This window comes from Streptosporangium sp. NPDC000509 (assembly GCF_042898365.1).
Lineage (GTDB): Bacteria > Actinomycetota > Actinomycetes > Streptosporangiales > Streptosporangiaceae > Streptosporangium.
Genome location: NZ_JBIAYX010000017.1, coordinates 159,848 through 177,643, shown reverse-complemented (window position 1 = coordinate 177,643; position 17,796 = coordinate 159,848). Strand labels below are relative to the sequence as shown.

Here is a 17,796-nt window from a genome sequence, read left to right as displayed (position 1 = left end):
CCGAACCGCCGGGTGCCCCAGGCGCGGCCAAGAGCCGCTCGGGCGGGAACCTTTGCCGGGTGCGGAGGTCAACTCGCAGGTCAGAGGGGGATGAGAAGCGTATCTTCAGTGCGCTTGGAGGAATTCGATGGGCCGTCTCAGAATGTGCAGGGCCGGTGTGGCCGTCGTCGCGACGGGAGCCGTGCTGGCCGGATGCGGATCGACGGGGCCGGATGAGAATGACGAACAGAAGGCCAGGGTGGCGGCTGCGGCGAAGGCGTCGGCCGCCGCGGCCTCGCAGGCCAACCTCCTCAAGGCCAAGACGGAGGCCGCCGCCAAGGTCAAGGCCAACGAGCTCGGACAGGTGCCCGTCCTCATGTACCACCGGATCGTCGACAAACCCTCCACCCAGGACGACCGCACCCCCAAGCAGTTCCGTACCGAGTTGGAGCGGCTCGCCAAGGAGGACTACGTCGCGATCACCGCGGCCGAGTTCGTCACCGGGCGCATCGACATCCCGGCGGGCAAGCACCCCGTCGTCCTCACCTTCGACGACTCCTCGCCCTCGCAGTTCGATCTGGACGGGATGGGCCTGCCCAAGCCGAACACCGCCGTCGCGATCCTTCAGGAGGTCGCCAAGGCACACCCGGGCTTCCGCGGGGTTGGAACGTTCTATGTGACGCGCGACATGTTCGGCAAGGCGACGCCCGAGGAGGGGGCGCAGATGCTCCTCTGGCTCGCCGAGAAGGGCTTCGACATCGGCAACCACACCCGTGACCATCTCAACCTGAGGGGCAAGCCGAAGAAGGAGGTGAACACGGAGGTGGCGGCGGGCCACCGGCTCATCACCGACCTGATCAAGGTGCCGCCGGTCACGCTCGCCCTGCCGTACGGCAACCAGCCCGACGGCAAGGAGTGGGGACGCAAGGGCTCCTCGGGCGACGTCTCCTACGACTACGGCGGCGTCTTCCTGGCCGGTTACACCCCGGCGATGTCACCGTTCAACAAGAAGTTCGACCCGCTCGGCATCCCGCGCATCCGCTCGATGGACAAGAAGGGCGACTGCGCGAAGTTCTGCTCCGTGGCCTGGCTCGACTGGCTGAAGGCGAACGCCGACGAACGCTACACCTCCGACGGCGACGTGAAGACGGTCGCCTTCCCCAAGTTCAAGGCCCCCTTCGTGGCCAAGTCCTTCACCGACCGCGTCCTGCCCTACTGACCCGGCCCGGCCTGACCGGAAGCGGCCTGACCGGAAACGGTTTGAGTCAGCCCGGATTGACCTGAATCATCCCGAACTGATCTGAACCTGCCGAGGATCGGTCCTGGCCTACCGATCCTCGGCCGGACGGTCGATGTCTCTTCGATGTGCCCCGAGGTGGCCGAGCAGGATCCGGGCGTGTCCCGAGGTGGCCGAGCAGGACCCGAGCAGGATCCGGGCGTGTCCCGAGGTTTCCCGCGGGGCACCGGGATCAGCCGGGGAGTTCTTCGAGGGGGACCACCACGGTGGTCGTCGAGCCGTTGGGGCGCAGGGTCTCCACCTTCGCGTCGTCGCCGGGCTTGAGCTGCGCGAGGACCGTCGCCAGCTCCTGGGTCGACGGGGTGGGGGTGCCGTTGACCGAGACGATCAGATCTCCGGCCTTGAGTCCCGCCCTCTCCGCGCCGCTGTTCCTCTGTACCCGTACGACGCCGACGCCCGCGGGCTGCCCGTTCATGTCGATCACGGTCTGTACGACGACGCCGAGCGCGGCCCTGCGGGTGTTGGTGACCTTGCCGTCCCTGATGATCTGCGTGGCGACGTCCTTGGCGGTGTTGGCCGGGATCGCGAAGCCGATGCCGGGGGCCTGGGCGTTGCCGAGTTCGGGGTTGACGGCGGTCAGGGTCGGCACGCCGACGACCTCGCCCCTGAGGTTGACCAGGGCGCCGCCGCTGTTGCCCGGATTGATGGGGGCGGATGTCTGGATGGCCCCGGTGATCGTCGCGCCCGGCGAGCCCTCGCCCCCGGGTTCGGTGATCGTGCGGCCCAGCGCCGAGACGATCCCGTCGGTGACGCTGCCCGACAGGCCCAGCGGGTTGCCCATCGCCATCACGATCTCACCGACGCGCAGCCTGGAGGAGTCGCCGAAGACGGCGGGCCTCAGCCCGGCCGGGTCCTCCACCTTGATCACGGCCAGGTCGCCCAGCTCGAAGGAGTCGACCAGCCTCGCCGTACGCGGGGCGCCGCCGCTGGCGAGCGTGACCTCGAAACGCTTGGAGCTCCCGACCACGTGGGCGTTGGTGATGATGTGCCCGGCGTCGTCGTAGACGACCCCCGAGCCGAGGCCGTTGTCGGTGGTGATCTGCACGATGGACGGCAGCACCTTGGCGATCGTCCGCTCGTACGCGGCCTCCAGGGCGTCCGGGACGTACGTGGGCGCGGGAGAGCCCGGCGGGGATGCCTCGGCGGAGGTGCTCGCCGGCGCGCCGGGTGTGGGGGCGCCGGGTGAGCCGGCCATCCCGGATGTTCGCAGTTCCGGGCCCTGACCGCAGCCCGCGAGTGTCACGGCGGCGGCCAGTAGCGCGACGCCTGTCTTTGATCCCCCCATGCAAGGGTATTTGCCCAGCTCAGAGAGGAAGATACGCCTTGTGAGGGTTGTCGCGGCGGAGCTCGCCCGATCGTGAGCGCGTCGACCTCTCGCGCACCCCATGCCGGGACCAGCGGAGTGACATTCTGTTCATGCGGCAGAAAAGGCGGTCACCTGGGCGGATGTGCCTCCCGTAGCCGAAGCGTAATAAACGACGATGCGTCGAATCTTTCCGGGGTGACATAACCTGGCGCGTATGGCGGACGTCGGCGGCAATTCCTCCGGGCGCTCTCATGAGAGATACATCCCCTCATACGAGGCGCCCACGGCTCCCATACCCGCCATACCCGCCGAAGACGGCTCGATCATCAGCCCTCGGGTGCCCCGGCGGTTTCCCATCGGCGACGGCGAGGAGACCGTTCTGGTCTCCGGGCCTCCTGGATCGTTCCCTCACCCTTCATCCTCGCCGGGTACGGCGTCGGGTGACGGGCGGGACGAGCCTGAGGAGGACGCCGACCAGGTGCGTGAGTCAGGCGGTCTCGGCACGATCCCGGTCAGGCAGGTAGGCGGCTCCGCGGGGCTCTGGCGCCCTGATCGGACCGGCATGCCCGGCCGGACGGGTGGAGGGGCACTGGCGGGCGCGGCCGGAGGGCGAAGCGCGGCGGGGCAGGGCGACCGGCTCGGCAGCGGGCAGGACGGTGGACAGAGCGACGGGCAGGGCACGGCGGCCGGATGGCCCGGCGCGGCGCGGCGGCCCGGCGTGTTCGCGGAGTCCGGCGGGCAGGACCGGCCGGAGGCGCAGAGCGGGCCGCAGGTGCGAGGTGGGACCAAGAGGTCCGGCGGCCTGCTGATGCGGATCGGCGACATCCCGATCCGGTTGGCCTACAGCCTGGGTGCCGCCGTCCTCACCGGTGTCATCGTGGCCCTGATCTTCGTCCTGTTCTCCGGTGACCAGCCCAAGGACCCGGCGGGGGTCGGCAGGGCCGTGATGCCCGCCGCGAAGCCCTCGCCCACCGTCTCACCGATCACGCTGCCGGCCCTGCCGGGCGCGACCGCCCTGCAGGTCCTGCCGGGCACGCCGAGTACGGTGCTGGGCGCGGTGACCGACACGAGGTCCGCGCTCACCTACGCCAGCCTGGGGGCGCCGTGGGAGAGCAAGGCCGTGCCGTCGTTCTCGGTCGGCCAGCAGGTCGGCGCGACCCGTCTGCCGCGCACGGTCATCGCCTCGGGGCCGCTGCCCGGCGCCACCCCGGCCAAGGCGCTCAAGAGCGACGCCGACTACCGCAGGGCGGCGCTGAACGCGGTGAGGTGGACGATCCGCGGCCACCACCCCGCGGGGAGCAAGGTCGTCTGGACCGCCTCGCAGCGGCCCGCCGGAGGCAAGGGATGGCTGCTCGCCTACAAGGTCACCTATGAGGTCAACGGCAAGAAGCGCACCTCGCAGTCGGCGCTCGCCGTGATCGACGTGGGCCGTCGCAAGCCCTCGATGCTCTTCGTGACCGTGCCCGACGGGCGCAAGCGGCTCTGGGCCGACATCGCTCCGCTGATGGCGAGCGTCCGCGCCCTCTGACCTCTTCCACGCCCGTCCGGCCCCGGCTCACGGGGGAGGCCGACGGACGGGCACAGAACGGGTGTCCTCCACGCGGCGGGTGGGGGTCGGGAGTCTCGGCGTGCGGGATTCTCTCCGGTTGTCCACGGCGCGAGATCGTGTGCCCGGAAGGTGATCTCGCGCGTTGTGATGGAAGTACCTTCTAGAATATGGTTCTGGCATTGAATCCTGTCTGGAGGCTGTCATGGCGATCGGATTGAGTGAGGAGCACGAGGCGCTCCGGGAGTCGGTGACCAGGTGGGCGGAGCGCAACATCCCGTCCGGGACCGTGCGCGCCGCCGTCGCGGCGGAGGGTGAGGAACGCCCCGGTTTCTGGGCAGGACTGGCCGACCAGGGCCTGCTCGGCCTGCACATCCCCGAGGAGCACGGCGGCAGCGGTTACGGCCTGCTGGAGACCGTCGTCGCCGTCGAGGCCCTCGGCGAGCGCGTCGCCCCAGGCCCGTACGTCCCCACGGTGCTGGCCGGCGCCGTGATCCTCGCCTCCGACGGCAAGGCCCAGGCCGAGCTCCTGCCCGGTCTCGCCGACGGCACGCTGACCGGTGCGGTCGCGCTGGGCGCCTCCATCACCGGCACCCGCGCGAAGGACGGCACCCTCACGATCGGCGGCGTCGCCGAGCCGGTCCTGGGCGGCGCGTCGGCCGACGTCCTGGTGCTCCCGGTGAGCACCGACCGAGGCGAGGAGTGGGTCGCGGTGGACGCCTCCGCGGCGACCGTCACCCCGGTCAGGTCGCTCGACCTCACCCGGTGGGTGGCCAAGGTCGAGCTGGACGCGGTCACCGTACCGGCGGGGCGGATCCTCGACCGGCTGCGGGGCTCGCAGGTCCTGGATCTGGCCGCGATCCTGTTCGGCGCGGAGGCCGCGGGCGTCGCGTCGTGGTGCGTGACCGCCGCCGCCGAGTACGCCAAGGTGCGCGTGCAGTTCGGCCGCCCGATCGGGCAGTTCCAGGGGGTCAAGCACAAGGCGTCCCGGATGCTCGTCGCCCTGGAGCAGGCCCGCGCGACCGTGTGGGACGCCGTCCGCGCCGCCGAGGTGACGGGCGGCCCCGAGGTGTCGGCCGACGAACGGGCGTACGCCGCCGCGATCGCCGGTGTGGTCGCCCCCGACGCGGCCGTGCTCTGCGCCAAGGACGCCATCCAGATCTTCGGCGGCATCGGTTACACCTACGAGCACGACGCCCACCTGTACTACCGGCGCGCGCTCACCCTGCGCGCCCTGCTCGGCTCCTCGGGGGAGTGGGCGGAGAAGGTCGCGGAGCTGGCACTGAACGGCGTGAGCCGGGAGCTGGAGATCGAGCTGCCCGACGAGGCCGCCGAGCTGCGCGAGAGCATCCGGACCGAGATCGCCGGGATCGCCGCGCTGGAGGGCCAGGAGCAGAAGCGGGCACTGGCGAGCGCCGGATACGTCATGCCGCACCTGGCCAGGCCCTGGGGACGCGACGCCAAGCCGCTGGAGCAGGTCCTCATCTTCCAGGAGCTCAAGGCCGCGAAGGTCAGGCTGCCCCAGATGATCATCGGTGCCTGGGTGGTGCCCTCGATCGTCACATACGGCACCCCCGAGCAGCAGGAGCGCTTCCTGCCGCCCACGCTGAGCGGCGAGATGATCTGGTGTCAGCTCTTCTCCGAGCCCGGTGCGGGCTCCGACCTGGCGAACGTGCAGATGAAGGCCGAGAAGGTCGAGGGCGGCTGGCGGCTCAACGGTCAGAAGATCTGGACCTCGGTGGCGCACTTCGCCGAGTGGGGCATCTGCATCGCCCGCAACTCCTCCGAGGGGTCCAAGCACGAGGGCATCACCTACTTCCTGGTCGACATGAAGGGGGCCGGCGTCACGGTCAGGCCGCTCACCGAGATGACGGGGGAGAACCTGTTCAACGAGGTCTTCCTCGACGACGTGTTCGTCCCCGACGAGCTCGTCGTCGGCGAGGTCGGGCAGGGCTGGAAGGTCGCGAGGAACACGCTGTCCAACGAGCGGGTCTCGCTCTCCTCCGGTTCCGGCGGCACCGGCTCGTCCGTCCCCGACCTGCTCGGCCTGACCGGGCGCCTCGGCAGGGAGCTGGCCCCCGCCGAGCGCCAGGAACTGGCCCACGTGGTCTGCGAGGGCCACTCGATCGCCGCGCTCGGACTGCGGGTGACCCTGAAGCAGCTGACCGGCCAGGAGCCCGGCGCCGACGCATCGGTCCGCAAGTTCCTGTCCACCTCGCACGCCCAGCACGTCTCGGAGTGCGCGGTCTCGTTGCTCGGTTCCTCGGCCGTCGTCGCCGCCGACATGAAGCTCGGCGACGCGGGCTACTGGAACCGCGCGGTCCTCTCCACCCGGGCCATGACGATCTACGGCGGTACCACGGAGGTGCAGCTCAACATCATCGCCGAACGCATGCTCGGCCTGCCCCGCGACCCCGAGCCGGGGAAGTGAGCCGTTTGCCGTGGTGAGGGGACGTGCTCGGTTCGTCCTGAGTGCCCGCGCCCGGGGAGTGACCCACCTCCCGTCGTGAGCGTAAGGAAGGCGCGTTCTCGCCCGCCTGTGATCCTGCGGGCGGACACCGCAGGTAAAGACCGGTTATTTCAGTACAAGTCGGGTTTGACCCCTTCGGTTAGGCTTCGCGCATGTCGATGCGGTTCCGGCCAGGTGTGGTCGTCCGGAGCGCCGTGGCCGGCGCGATCCCGCTGCGCTGGTTCGGCGCCCTGATCCGCCGGGTCTACCCCCGGCTGGACGCCGAACTGGCCCGTGCCGAGGAGTTCGTGCCACGCGGCGGCACCGCTGTCGACGTGGGCGTCTGGTACGGGCCGTGGACCGCGAGGCTTCGGCGGCTCGGCTGCGACGTCGTCTCGATCGAGGCGAACCCCCGCCTGGCCGCCATGCTCGGGCGGACCTTTCCCGACGTCCGGGTGATCGCGGCGGGTGCCTCGGACAGCTCGGGCACGGCGCGGCTGTGGATACCCGGCGGTGGGCGGGGAGCGGAGGCCACGGCCTCGCTCGTCCACGGCGAGGGGGAGGGGGTGCCGGTGGACATCCCGACCGTCACCATCGACGAGCTGGACCTGAAGGACGTCCGTTTCATCAAGGTCGATGTGGAGGGTCACGAACTCGCCGCGTTGCGCGGCGCCGCGCGGACCGTCCACCGGGACCGGCCCGTCCTGCTGGTCGAGCTGGAGACCAGACACCAGGACATCGGCCTGGTCGTCGACCAGCTCGCGGAGTGGGGCTACACCGGCTCCGTCCTCACCGGTGGCACCTGGGTTCCGCTGGACGGCTTCGACCTGGCCGCCCACCAGGCGGCGGCGGTCGGCGAGGTGGAGCGGAGCTTCGTCTCCCGTCTCGTCAGGCCCGGCGGTGAGTACGTGAACATGGTGCTGTTCCGTCCCACCGTCTCGTAGTGCGCGCCCCCCGCGTGTCCGCTCTCGGCGCCACCGCCCCCCGCGTGTCCGCTCTCGGCGCCACCGCCCTCCGCATGTTCGCCCTCGGCGCCCTCGGTGCCATCGCCTCCCGCGTCTTTGCCCTCCGCGCGCTCACCCCCCGAGCCCTCGCCTCCCGCGCGCTCGCCCCCCGCACCCCCGTCCCGCACCCGGCCGCGGGGCACGTCTTCGCGTCGTTCCTGGTCCCGGCCCTGGTGGGGCTCGCCCTCGGGGTGCTCGCGCTCTGGCCCGCGCTCGGCTCCGGTTTCGTGCTCCGCTACGACATGGTGTTCGTGCCCGACCCGCCGATCCCGGCGCGGAGCGGCGGTTTCCCCCGTGCCGTGCCGAGCGACCTCGTGGTGGCCCTGCTCTCCTCGGTCCTTCCCGGCCAGATCGTGCAGAAGGCGATCCTGTTGGGGATCTTCGTGCTCGCCGCGACGGGTGCCGCGGCCCTGGTGCCGGGGGAGCGCCGGGTCGCCCGGCTGGTCGCCGCGGTCTTCTACGCCTGGAACGTCTACCTCGCCCAGCGGTTGCTGCTCGGCCAGTGGGCGCTGCTGCTCGGGTACGCGGGCCTGCCGTGGGCGGTACGCGCGGTCACCCGAGGGGGGATGTGCAGGACGGTCCTCGCGCTGATCCCCGCGGCGATCGGGGGCTTCCAGGCGATGCTCGTCTCGGCGATGGCGGTCGTGCCGGTGGCGGGCCGCCGGGCGCCGCGAGCGTTGCTCGCCGTCGCCGTGCTGAGCCTGCCGTGGCTGGTTCCGGCGCTGGGCAGCTCCGCCGTCACCGATCCGGCCGGGGTCCGGGCCTTCGCACCACGGGCGGACGGCCCGTTGGGCACCCTCGGCAGCCTGCTCACCCTCGGCGGCGTGTGGAACTCCGGAGCGGCCGTACCGGGACAGGAGACCTGGTGGTCGGCCCTCGTCCGGCTCGCGGTGGCCGTGGCGGCGGTGACCGGGTACGCCCTCCTCGCGCGGGGGTGGCCGTCGGCGGGCCACGTGGCCGGGGGCGGGCCGGTCGCGAAGAGCGGACGGGGCACGGCTGGAGGCGGGCGGGACAGCGGGCGGCCCGCGTACTGGGGTGGGCTGACGGTCGCCTCGGTGGCGGGGCTGACGGTGGCGTGTGCCGGGGCCTTCCTGCCGGGGGCGGTGGAGGCGCTGGTCGGGCTGTGGCCCGGCTTCGGGCCGCTCCGCGACGGGCAGCTCTATCTCGCCCCCTTCGCCTTGCTGCAGGCGGTCGGCCTGGCCGCGGTGACCGCGCGCCTGTCCCCGGTGATCCGTCCCGGCATGCTCGTGCTGCCCCTGCTGGTGCTGCCCACCTTCGCGATGGGGGCGTTCGGCCGGCTGGTCGCGGTCGACTACCACCCGGACTGGTCCGGGGTGCGGAGCGTCGTGGACGCGGATCCCGCGCCGGGGGCGCTGCTGACGCTGCCGTGGGGGGCCTACCGGGTATTCGGCTGGAACGGGGGCCGGGTGGTGCTCGACCCGGCCGTCAAGTCCTTCCGGCGCGAGGTCGTCTGGAACGACGGTCTGCCGGTCGGGCTGGGAGACGGTCGTAGGCTCGTCCTCGCGGGCGAGGATCCGAGGGCGCGCAAGGTCGGCGCGATCCTCGCGGGGTCCGGCCCGCTGACCGGCCCGCTGGCCGCTGAGGGGATCAGCCACGTGCTGGTCCAGAGGTCGAGCGAGAACTTGTTTCGTTCCAGACTGCCCGGCGCGCGGCTGATATTCGCTGGTCAGGAGCTCGTGTTGTACCGCCTCTGATCCTCTGGGACGCGAATACACCGAGATTTACCAGCTGGTAGCATTTTCCACACACTTTCGTCGATTGACTAGCTGATTACCTGTATCAGGTTCTACTGTCAGGCAGACCGCACGACCGCGCGTTGGAGGGAGAACTCGGGTGTTGCGAGTGATTGCCGCTCTGGCGGTAGGGGCAGTGCTGGCGGTCGGAGCCTCGGTGGCCGTCGTGAACGTCGCGGCACCGACCCCCGAGCCGCCCAACAGGCCGCTCTACAACTACGGCAACAGGTGACGCGCGAAGGCCGCGGATCGGTCCTGGCGCTCACCTGAGCATCCGGCCCTCGGGGGCGGAGACCCGCTCCGGATCACGTCGACGAGACAGGGCCTGGCCGCCGCATGCGCGAAAACCCTCGGTGCCGTCGTTCTCGCACGCCGGACAGCGACATTCACCCCATAAAGTGACACCTCGTCCGGAGAGTGCGGAGCGTACGGGGGCACGGAGCGCTCGGAGAATTCGGAGATAGGAGTGGTCGTGGCCGGACAGGGCGCCAGGGCGACCCGCCGGGCGTCGGGCCCGTCCCCCGCGGGCCTGGTGGCCGCGACGGCGCGGCAGCGGCCGTTGCTGCGCGGGGTGCGCGTCGCCGTCCTGAACTTCCGTGAGCCGTTGCAGTCGGTGGCGGGGGGCGCCGAGGAGTACGCCTGGCAGGTGAGCCGCCACCTGGTGGGGCAGGGAGCGTCGGTCACCTTCGTCACCTCCAAGGAGGCGGGGCAGTCCTCGGCCGAGGAACGCGACGGCATCGCGCTGCGGCGGATGGGCAACCCGTTCCTGGTCTATCTGCTGGTCCCGCTCTGGATGCTGCTGCGGCGCCGGCGCTTCGACGTCGTCATCGACTGCATGAACGGCATCCCCTTCTTCGCCCCCCTGGTCACCGGACGGCGCACGGTCGTCATCTCCCTGGTGCACCACGTGCACGACCGCCAGTTCTACGCCTTCTTCCCGCGCTGGCTGGCCCGTATCGGCTGCTTCATCGAGGGGCCGGTCGCCCGGCTGGTCTACCGGCGCCGCGCGACCGTCACGGTCTCCGAGTCCTCCAGGAAGGAGTTGCGCGAGCGGCTCGGCTGGCTCGCGCCGATCCAGATCATCCCGAACGGCAGCCCGGTGGCGCGCCTGGTCGCGAGCGGCGAGGGCGTGGCGGGGGACCCCTCGGTGGTCTACCTCGGCAGGCTCGTGGGCCACAAGCGCGTCGAACGGGTGGTGGACCTCGCGGGAGACCTCGAAGGGGCGTGGCCGGGCATCCACGTGCACGTCATCGGGCGCGGCTGCGAACAGGAGCGGCTCACGGCACACGCCGCCCGCCGCGGCCTCGAAGACCGGGTCCACCTGCACGGCTTCCTGCCCGAGGCCGCCAAGAACGCGATCCTGGGGGCGGCGCGGGTCAACGTCACCGCCTCGGAGTTCGAGGGCTGGGGGCTGACCGTGATCGAGGCCGCCGCGCTCGGCGTCCCGACCGTCGCCTACGACGTCGCGGGACTGCGCGACTCGGTGCGTGACGGTGTCACGGGCTGGCTGGTCGGGGAGGGGGAGGCGCTCGCCGACGTGGTGGACCGCGCGCTGCGGGAACTGTCGGACCCGGCCAGGCGCGAGGAGATCCAGCAGGCGTGCAGGCTCTGGGCGGCCGAATTCACCTGGGGGAGAACGGGCGCTACGATGACCGGACTAATCACCACAGAACTATCTAAAAACGGCCGCCACCTTCATGTATCCGATCTCTGTCTCGCCGTGGGTGAGACCGACCCGCCATAAGTGACGGTGATCCCCGAGGCGTGGATCACCCGCCTTTCCGCACCTCCCTCCGAGTTCGGAGCCTCCGACACCGGGCTCCGCCGCAGGCTCAGGCTGCTCGCCGGGTGCCTCTTCCTCGCCGCCGTCGCCTTCCACATGGCGCCGGGCATGCTCATCGCCGAGACGAAGCTGGACATGCCGATCAACCCGATCGGCTTCCTCTCCCAGGCGCTGAGCATGTGGGACCAGGACTACCTGGGACACCTGCAGAACCAGGCGTACGGCTACATCTTCCCGATGGGCCCCTTCTACACCCTGCTGATCAACGCGGGCATGCCTCCGTGGGTGGTGCAGCGGCTCTGGGTGACGCTGATCCTGTGCGTCGCCTTCGTCGGCGTCGCCCAGCTGGCCAGGGCGCTGCGGATCGGCGGGCAGCTCGCCGGGGTGCTGGCCGGTCTCGCCTACGCGCTCGCCCCGCACGCGCAGGCGCTCATGGGCTTCAACTCCGTGGAGTTCGCCCCCAGCGCCGTCCTGCCCTGGGTGCTGCTCTTCCTCGTCAGGGGCGCGCAGGGGGAGACGAGCCCGCGCAGAGCCGCCTGCCTGTCGGCGCTCGTGTTCCTGTTCGCGGGCGGCATCAACGCCGCCGCCGAACTGGCCGTGCTCGTGGTACCGATGATCTACCTGCTCACCCGGGCGCGCGGCCCGCGCAAGCGGCGGCTCATCGCCTGGTGGCTCGCCGCGATCGCCGCCGTGTCGTTCTGGTGGCTCGTCCCGCTGGTGATGCTCGGCCGCTACGTCTTCTCCTTCATGCCCTTCACCGAGAACGCGTGGACGACCACGGTCGTGGGCTCGCTCACCAACGTGCTGCGCGGCATGAACAGCTGGGTCGCCTTCCTGCCGGTGGACGGACGCCCCTTCCTGCCCGCCGCCTACGAGCACGCGACCGTGCCCTGGCTCGTGCTGGTCACCGCGCTCGTCGCCGGGCTGGGACTGGCCGGGCTCACCCTCGCGCGCACGCCCGAGCGGACCTTCCTGATCCTGACCGCGCTCGTGGGTGTCGCCGTCCTCGTCGCGGGCCACGCCGGGCCGCTCGCCGAACCCCTCAGGGCGCTGCTGGACGGCCCGCTCGCGCCGTTCCGCAACCTGCACAAGTTCAACGCGCTCGTACGGCTGCCGCTGGTGCTCGGACTCGCCGCGTTCGTCTCCTACGTGGGAGCGCGCAGGCCCGCCGTCCGCCTCCCCGCCGTGGTGGTGGGGGCCGGGCTGGTCGGGCTCACCCTCGTCCCCGTCGCCACCGCGGGCATCGCCCCGAGCGGCGCCTTCGCCGACGTCCCCGAGCACTGGCGGCAGGCGGCCTCCTGGCTGGACGACCGGGCAGAGGAGGGCACCGTGCTGGTTCTGCCCGGAGCCCGGCGAGGCGAGTACACCTGGGGGCGCCCGCTCGACGAGCCGTTCCAGCCGCTGCTGAAGAAGGCCCGCTGGGTGAGCAACACGATCGTGCCGTGGGGTACGGCCGGCTCCAACCGGCTCGTCAAGGCGATCGACGACCGCTTCGCCAACGGGCAGGGATCGGAAGGGCTCACCCGGACGCTGCGCCGGATGGGGGTGCGCTACCTGCTGATCCGCAACGACCTCGACAGGGTCGCCTTCGGTGACGCGTGGCCCGCCCGGGTGCACGAGGCGCTGGACCGCTCTCCCGGCCTGACCCGGGTACGCGGCTTCGGGCCCACGGTCGGCTTCGAGGACTCCCAGACCGGCGCGAGCTGGCTCGACCAGCCGTACGCGTCCCTGGAGATCTACGAGGTCACCGGGGCGCGTCCCGTCGTCGGCACGGTCGCGGCGCGGCGGCCGCTGCGGGTCTCCGGCGGTCCCGAGGCACTGCTCACCATGGCCGAGGAGGGGGTCCTCGACGACGACCGGCCGGTGATCCTCGGCGACGACCCCGGAGCGGACGCGATCCCCGCCGCCGACACGGTGCTCACCGACACCATGCGGCGGCGCGAGCTGGTGGTGAGCGACCTGCGCAGGCCGTACGGCGAGACGATGACGCCGGACGAGCCCTACGAGGGGTACGGGCCCGCCTACGACCTCACCGACCCCGGCTGGTCCGATCCCGGCACCGTCGCCGCCTTCATCGGGATCAAGGGGGTGACCGCCTCCTCCTCGCAGTCCGGGCTCGGGGTGACCCCGGGAACCCGCGACAGCGGGCAGCAGCCGTACGCGGCGGTGGACTTCGACCTGCGCACCGGCTGGCGCTCCACCGGCTGGAAGCCCGCCACCGAGCAGTGGCTGGAGGTACAGCTCGCCAAACCGACCTCGGTGCCCTTCATCCAGGCGGTCTTCGAACGCTCGGAGGAGACGGTGACGGTCTCCGAGGTCATGGTCGAGACCGACACCGGCAGGGTGCGCACCCGGCTCGGCCTCACCTCGCTGTGGGAGCGGCTGAACGTTCCGCAGGGCGAGACGTCCCGGATCCGGATCCGGGTCACCGGCGTCCTGCGTGACCCCAACCCCCGGGTCGGCATCACCGAACTGTCCATTCCCGGGGTCCGCGCGGAGCGCACGCTCGTGGTGCCGCCTGTCTCCTCGTCCGCCTCCTCGGCCGACCCCGCTTCGCCCGGGCAGACGGTCGTGACCAGCCGGACGGACACCGCCCCCGGCTGCATGCTCGGCTCCTACGCCTGGACCTGCGCGGACAGGCTGCGCTTCGTGGGCGAGGACGGTTACGCCTTCGACAGGCTGGTCCCCGTCGCCGAGGGAAGGCAGACGCTGGAGGGCAGGGCCGTGCTCACCGACCGGCGGGTGGCCGAGACCGTGCTGATGCCGGAAGGGAGCTTCCCCCGCGCCACCGCCTCCTCCACCGCGAGCGACATCCCGGCCACCGGCGCCTACGCGGCCTTCGACGACGACCGCAGGACCATCTGGTACGCCGGGGACAAGGACCTGGAGCCCTCGCTCTCCTTCGAGCTGGGCAGGGAGGTGAACCTGTCCCGGCTGCGCGTCGACTTCCCCGACACCAGGCTGGGCGCTCCGCCGGTCCGGGTCACCGTCACGACCGACGACGGCGTCCGGTACGCCTGGGCCTCGAAGGACGGGTGGATCCACTTCGCGCCGATGAGGGCGAGCCGGGTGAAACTCACCTTCGCCGCCCTCGGCTCCTGGCGGATGGAGGTGCTCGGGGTGGCGATCCCGGGGGTCGAGCCGCTGCCCACCCCGGACACGCAGCCGGTGAGGATGCCCTGCGGGCTCGGCCCGACGCTCACCGTGAACGGGGTCGCGACGCCCACCGAGATCCACAGCGGGACCCTGGGCGACCTGTTCAACGGCCGTCCGGTCGGCTACCGGGCCTGTGAGGCGGTGGAGACGCGGGACGGCACGCTGCGGGTGCGCGCCGCCGCGCTCCAGGGCTTCCGGGTGGACTCGATGGTCCTGCGCGCCGCCGACGCGGAGGGCGAGGGGGGCGGCGACGGTGCCGCGAACGACGCCAAGAATGCCGCAGAGAGCCCGAAGAGCCCAAAAAGCCCGAACAGAAGCGGTGCCGGGAGCATCGAGAGCACCGAGAGCACCGGGAACGCGGGGAGCGCCGGGAACGTCGCGGCGCCGGAGGTGATCCTGCGGCCCGCGACCGTGGAGAGCTGGGAGGCGGGGGAGCGCCGGGTGAGGGTCTCCACGACGGAGCCCTCCTACCTGGCGCTCGGCGAGAACTTCAACAGGGGCTGGCAGGCGTCGTTCGACGGACGTGTGCTGGAACCGGCGAGGCTGGACGGGTGGCGGCAGGCGTGGCTGCTGCCCCCCGGGAGCGGGACCGTGGTGATGACGTACGCCCCCGACGGCCTGTATCGGATGTCGCTGGTCGTGGGATGGGTGCTGGTCGCGCTGGTCGTCGCGCTCGCCCTGGTCCGCCCCCGCCGCCCGCTCCGCGAGCTTCCCGCGTCGCCGCCCGCGGTGCTGCGGGCGGCCTGGCTGTGGCCGCCGGCCCTCGTGCTGGGCCTGGTGGCCGAGGGGTGGGCCGGTGCCGCCCTGGCCGGTCTGGTGGCGGCACTCGCCCTGTGGCTGCGAGGCATCGCGGGGGCCGAGCACAGCGCGGGCGGCCGGCTGTACAGGATCGGCCGGGTGCTGCTCACGCCGTTCCCGGTGGTGGCGGCGCTCGGCGCGGCCGGTCTCGCGCTCGGCTACGGCGGGGAGACGGGGGCGGTGGGAGCGCAGTATCTCTCCCTGGTCGCGGTGGGCCTGTTGTTCGCCGCGGCGCGCGTGTCGAGGTCGCCCCGCCGTTGGCTACGGGCGTGGGAGAAGGACGATCACCTCCAACCCGTGGAGCGACGATGATCGGCCGGAGACCGCGCGGTGTGCTCGTCCTGGTCGCCGGTGCCTTCCTGATCACGCTGGCCGCGCTGGTGCGCCTCTACATCTATCCCAGCGGTCTGGTACTGCCCGCGGAGCAGGACCGGATCACCAAGCTGACCACCGAGTCCGGCTCCTACTTCGACACCGCCACCCTGCGCACGCACCGAGGCGTCCCGCTGGAGACGGCCGTGGCCAGATACGGGGACACGGTCAGGTCCACGCCGGACGTCGCGGTGTGGACGGAGTTCGTCTCCCTCGCCACCCGCGACGGGCGGCGCATCGACTACCACGAGCGGCGGGCCGCGTTCGACCGCCGTACGGGGCAGGCGGTCAACTGCTGCGAGAACTACGTCGACGAGAACGGCAACCCCGCCCCGCGCGGGCTGGTGTTCCGCTGGCCCTTCGGAGCCGGGCCGGTCGCCTACCAGGTCTACGACCCGCTCGTCCGGCGTCCGGTGGCTGCCCGCTTCGAGGGGATCGAGACCCTGTACGGCGTCCGGGTCAACCGCTACGCGCAGCGTCTGGTCAACGAGCGGCTCGTTCAGCGGGCGATGGAACTGCCGGGGACGGTCCTCGGGCTGGGCGGCAGGGAGACGTTCCCCGTCAACGCCTACCTCGAAGGGACCCGTACCTTCTGGGTGGAACCGGAGAGCGGGATGGTGATCGGGATCAGGGAGAACCTGGTCAAGACCCTGCGCACCGATGACGGCGCGGGACGGCTGGTCGCGCTCGCCGCCGACATGCGCACCAGCACCGGGGACGAGCGGTGGAACGCGGGGGAGGCGCGGCAGTTTCTTCGCCGGGCGACGCTCGTCAACCGGGTGATCCCGCTGTCGTGCGCCGTGCTCGGCGTGCTGTTGCTGGTCGCGGGCCTGCGCCTGCAGCGTCGCGCCTCCGCCGTTCCCGCCTCCGATGATCCCGCTGCCGGGAGCGGAGGCGCGGACGGTGAGGGCGTCGCGGGTGGTGCGGAAGGCCTCGACGACGGTGGCGAGGTCGGAGGCGGTGTGGGGGGCAAGGGCGGTGCCGGGGTCAGTGGCGGCGGCGTCGCCCCCGCCCCCGACCTCGGCTCCGGAGCCGCAGCGCCGGAGCCTCGATCAGCCGATGGCTGAGGTCGGCGAGCAGGACGGTGAACGCGGTGCACACCACCAGCGTCGTGAGCAGATCGCCGCTGAAGCTCTGCTGCCCGGTCAGCTCGTACCAGCCCACGATCACCACGAACTGCCACAGGAAGACGCCGTAGGAGATGCGGCCGAGATAGCGCATCACCCGGTTGCCGAGCAGCGAGCGCAGCGGCGAGGGTTCGGAGGTCTGCAGGGCCACGGGAGAGAGCAGGGCGAGGACGAAGACCGTGTAGAGGGTCATCTCGAAGATGTCCGTCCACAGGTCCTGGACCTCGAAGAGGCGGCCTCCCGCGATGGGGCTGGCCGCGACGACGTAGACGAAAGCGGCGATGATCCAGCAGGTCACCCACGACTCGCGCACCCCCCTGGTGAGCCGCCGCACCGGGGCGTCGGTGTCGGTCTCGGCGTGAGCCCAGAACGAGACGACGGCGAGGGCCATGCCCGTCGCGAAGTAGAGCATCGACCGGGGGAGCCAGAGCCCGAGTTCGGGGCGGTGCGCGGGGATGTGGCTGAAGACCGCCCAGAGGGGGGAGACCAGGGCGAGGGCGCCGATGCCGACGAGCAGCCGCTTGGCCCTGGCCGCGGGGTCCGCGCCGCGCCGCCCGAGGGCGCGCAGCGCGACGGCGAGGAGCGGGAGGGCGAGATAGAAGGTCATCTCGACCGAGAGGCTCCACATCTGCCCGAGCCCCGGCGGGCTCGCGCCGGCCCACCACGGCTCCGGCACGTAGTTCTGCACCAGCAGCAGGAAGGGCAGCCAGTTGACGGGTTCGGCCGCCTGCGGCCACGACCACAGCGGCAGCGCGACGGCGACCACGAGCCAGTACGCGGGCAGGATGCGCAGCGCGCGCTTCCACAGGTAGCCGCCGGCGCCGGGGGGCGCCTCACCCCGCACGACCTCGCCGGCCCAGGGCCGGTAGAGGAGGAAGCCCGACAGCAGGAAGAAGATCGGCACCCCGATGTCACCCCTGGAGAGCAGGGCGGGCAGGAACCCCTCCCTGAGGGAGGCGCCCGTCGTGCTCGCCACGTGGTAGAGAAGGACACCGAAGGAGGCGACCGCGCGGACGCCGTCCATCGCGTCGAGATGCCCGCCGACCGCGGGAAGATCCCGCACGTCCCTGCCGGTGGACCCCTGGTGAACCGGCATAGAACCTGTTTCGGTCACTTTTCGGCATCCCTGGTGACTGTGGATGTTTGCCAGCACTAACATATCGCGAAATGGAACTTGTTATAGGGTGAGCGGGATATATGTGTAGCGGGCGGCCCCAGGAGGAGC

Annotated in this window: 11 protein-coding genes; 9 read left to right on the top strand and 2 right to left on the bottom strand. The window is 71.6% G+C overall.

Translation table 11 applies throughout. The features are described from left to right. The first annotated feature begins 127 nt into the window (after nucleotides 1-127). Nucleotides 128-1,198 (top strand): polysaccharide deacetylase family protein, encoded by a 1,071-nt coding sequence (locus ACFY3D_RS29480; protein ID WP_350946537.1) that lies wholly within the window; start codon nucleotides 128-130, stop codon nucleotides 1,196-1,198. A gap of 250 nt (nucleotides 1,199-1,448) precedes the next feature. Here the strand turns inward: ACFY3D_RS29480 and ACFY3D_RS29475 are convergent, their stop codons facing one another. Continuing rightward, the gene (locus ACFY3D_RS29475) at nucleotides 1,449-2,561 is read right to left on the bottom strand and encodes a S1C family serine protease (RefSeq protein ID WP_389985226.1); all 1,113 of its coding nucleotides are present in this window, start codon (nucleotides 2,559-2,561) and stop codon (nucleotides 1,449-1,451) included. 499 nt (nucleotides 2,562-3,060) lie between these two features. Between ACFY3D_RS29475 and ACFY3D_RS29470 the strand changes: the two genes are divergently transcribed. From ACFY3D_RS29470 to ACFY3D_RS29435, 8 genes are all read left to right on the top strand, one after another. Next, nucleotides 3,061-4,110, top strand: a complete 1,050-nt coding sequence (locus ACFY3D_RS29470) for a hypothetical protein (protein ID WP_389985223.1) — start codon at nucleotides 3,061-3,063, stop codon at nucleotides 4,108-4,110. A gap of 223 nt (nucleotides 4,111-4,333) precedes the next feature. Then, on the top strand, nucleotides 4,334-6,559 hold the full coding sequence (locus tag ACFY3D_RS29465; protein ID WP_389985220.1) for an acyl-CoA dehydrogenase: 2,226 nt from the start codon (nucleotides 4,334-4,336) through the stop codon (nucleotides 6,557-6,559). A gap of 191 nt (nucleotides 6,560-6,750) precedes the next feature. Then, on the top strand, nucleotides 6,751-7,521 hold the full coding sequence (locus tag ACFY3D_RS29460) for an FkbM family methyltransferase (protein ID WP_350946541.1): 771 nt from the start codon (nucleotides 6,751-6,753) through the stop codon (nucleotides 7,519-7,521). After that, the gene (locus tag ACFY3D_RS29455; RefSeq protein ID WP_389985217.1) at nucleotides 7,521-9,296 is read left to right on the top strand and encodes a hypothetical protein; all 1,776 of its coding nucleotides are present in this window, start codon (nucleotides 7,521-7,523) and stop codon (nucleotides 9,294-9,296) included. Before ACFY3D_RS29460 ends, ACFY3D_RS29455 begins: the two co-directional genes overlap by 1 nt. Before the next feature lie 139 nt (nucleotides 9,297-9,435). Further along, nucleotides 9,436-9,567 (top strand): hypothetical protein, encoded by a 132-nt coding sequence (locus ACFY3D_RS29450; RefSeq protein ID WP_350946543.1) that lies wholly within the window; start codon nucleotides 9,436-9,438, stop codon nucleotides 9,565-9,567. 240 nt (nucleotides 9,568-9,807) lie between these two features. After that, nucleotides 9,808-11,079: a glycosyltransferase family 4 protein gene (locus ACFY3D_RS29445; RefSeq protein WP_389985214.1), complete on the top strand. Its 1,272-nt coding sequence runs from the start codon at nucleotides 9,808-9,810 to the stop codon at nucleotides 11,077-11,079. Beyond that, nucleotides 11,080-15,384, top strand: coding sequence for an alpha-(1->3)-arabinofuranosyltransferase (locus ACFY3D_RS29440; RefSeq protein WP_389985211.1), 4,305 nt, complete (start codon nucleotides 11,080-11,082; stop codon nucleotides 15,382-15,384). It begins immediately after the preceding gene. Then, complete coding sequence (locus tag ACFY3D_RS29435) at nucleotides 15,381-16,511, top strand: DUF3068 domain-containing protein (RefSeq protein ID WP_389985208.1); 1,131 nt, start codon at nucleotides 15,381-15,383, stop codon at nucleotides 16,509-16,511. Before ACFY3D_RS29440 ends, ACFY3D_RS29435 begins: the two co-directional genes overlap by 4 nt. Here the strand turns inward: ACFY3D_RS29435 and ACFY3D_RS29430 are convergent. Further along, the gene (locus ACFY3D_RS29430; RefSeq protein WP_389985205.1) at nucleotides 16,432-17,667 is read right to left on the bottom strand and encodes an acyltransferase family protein; all 1,236 of its coding nucleotides are present in this window, start codon (nucleotides 17,665-17,667) and stop codon (nucleotides 16,432-16,434) included. The genes ACFY3D_RS29435 and ACFY3D_RS29430 overlap by 80 nt on opposite strands. Nucleotides 17,668-17,796: the final 129 nt, after the last annotated feature.

Excerpts from the sequence above, each read along its gene's own strand:
- ACFY3D_RS29475 (WP_389985226.1), bottom strand. The coding sequence starts at position 2,561 with ATGGGGGGATCAAAGACAGGCGTCGCGCTACTGGCCGCCGCCGTGACA.
- ACFY3D_RS29430 (WP_389985205.1), bottom strand. The coding sequence starts at position 17,667 with ATGCCGGTTCACCAGGGGTCCACCGGCAGGGACGTGCGGGATCTTCCC.
- ACFY3D_RS29465 (WP_389985220.1), top strand. The coding sequence starts at position 4,334 with ATGGCGATCGGATTGAGTGAGGAGCACGAGGCGCTCCGGGAGTCGGTG.
- ACFY3D_RS29435 (WP_389985208.1), top strand. The coding sequence starts at position 15,381 with ATGATCGGCCGGAGACCGCGCGGTGTGCTCGTCCTGGTCGCCGGTGCC.
- ACFY3D_RS29480 (WP_350946537.1), top strand. The coding sequence starts at position 128 with ATGGGCCGTCTCAGAATGTGCAGGGCCGGTGTGGCCGTCGTCGCGACG.
- ACFY3D_RS29460 (WP_350946541.1), top strand. The coding sequence starts at position 6,751 with ATGTCGATGCGGTTCCGGCCAGGTGTGGTCGTCCGGAGCGCCGTGGCC.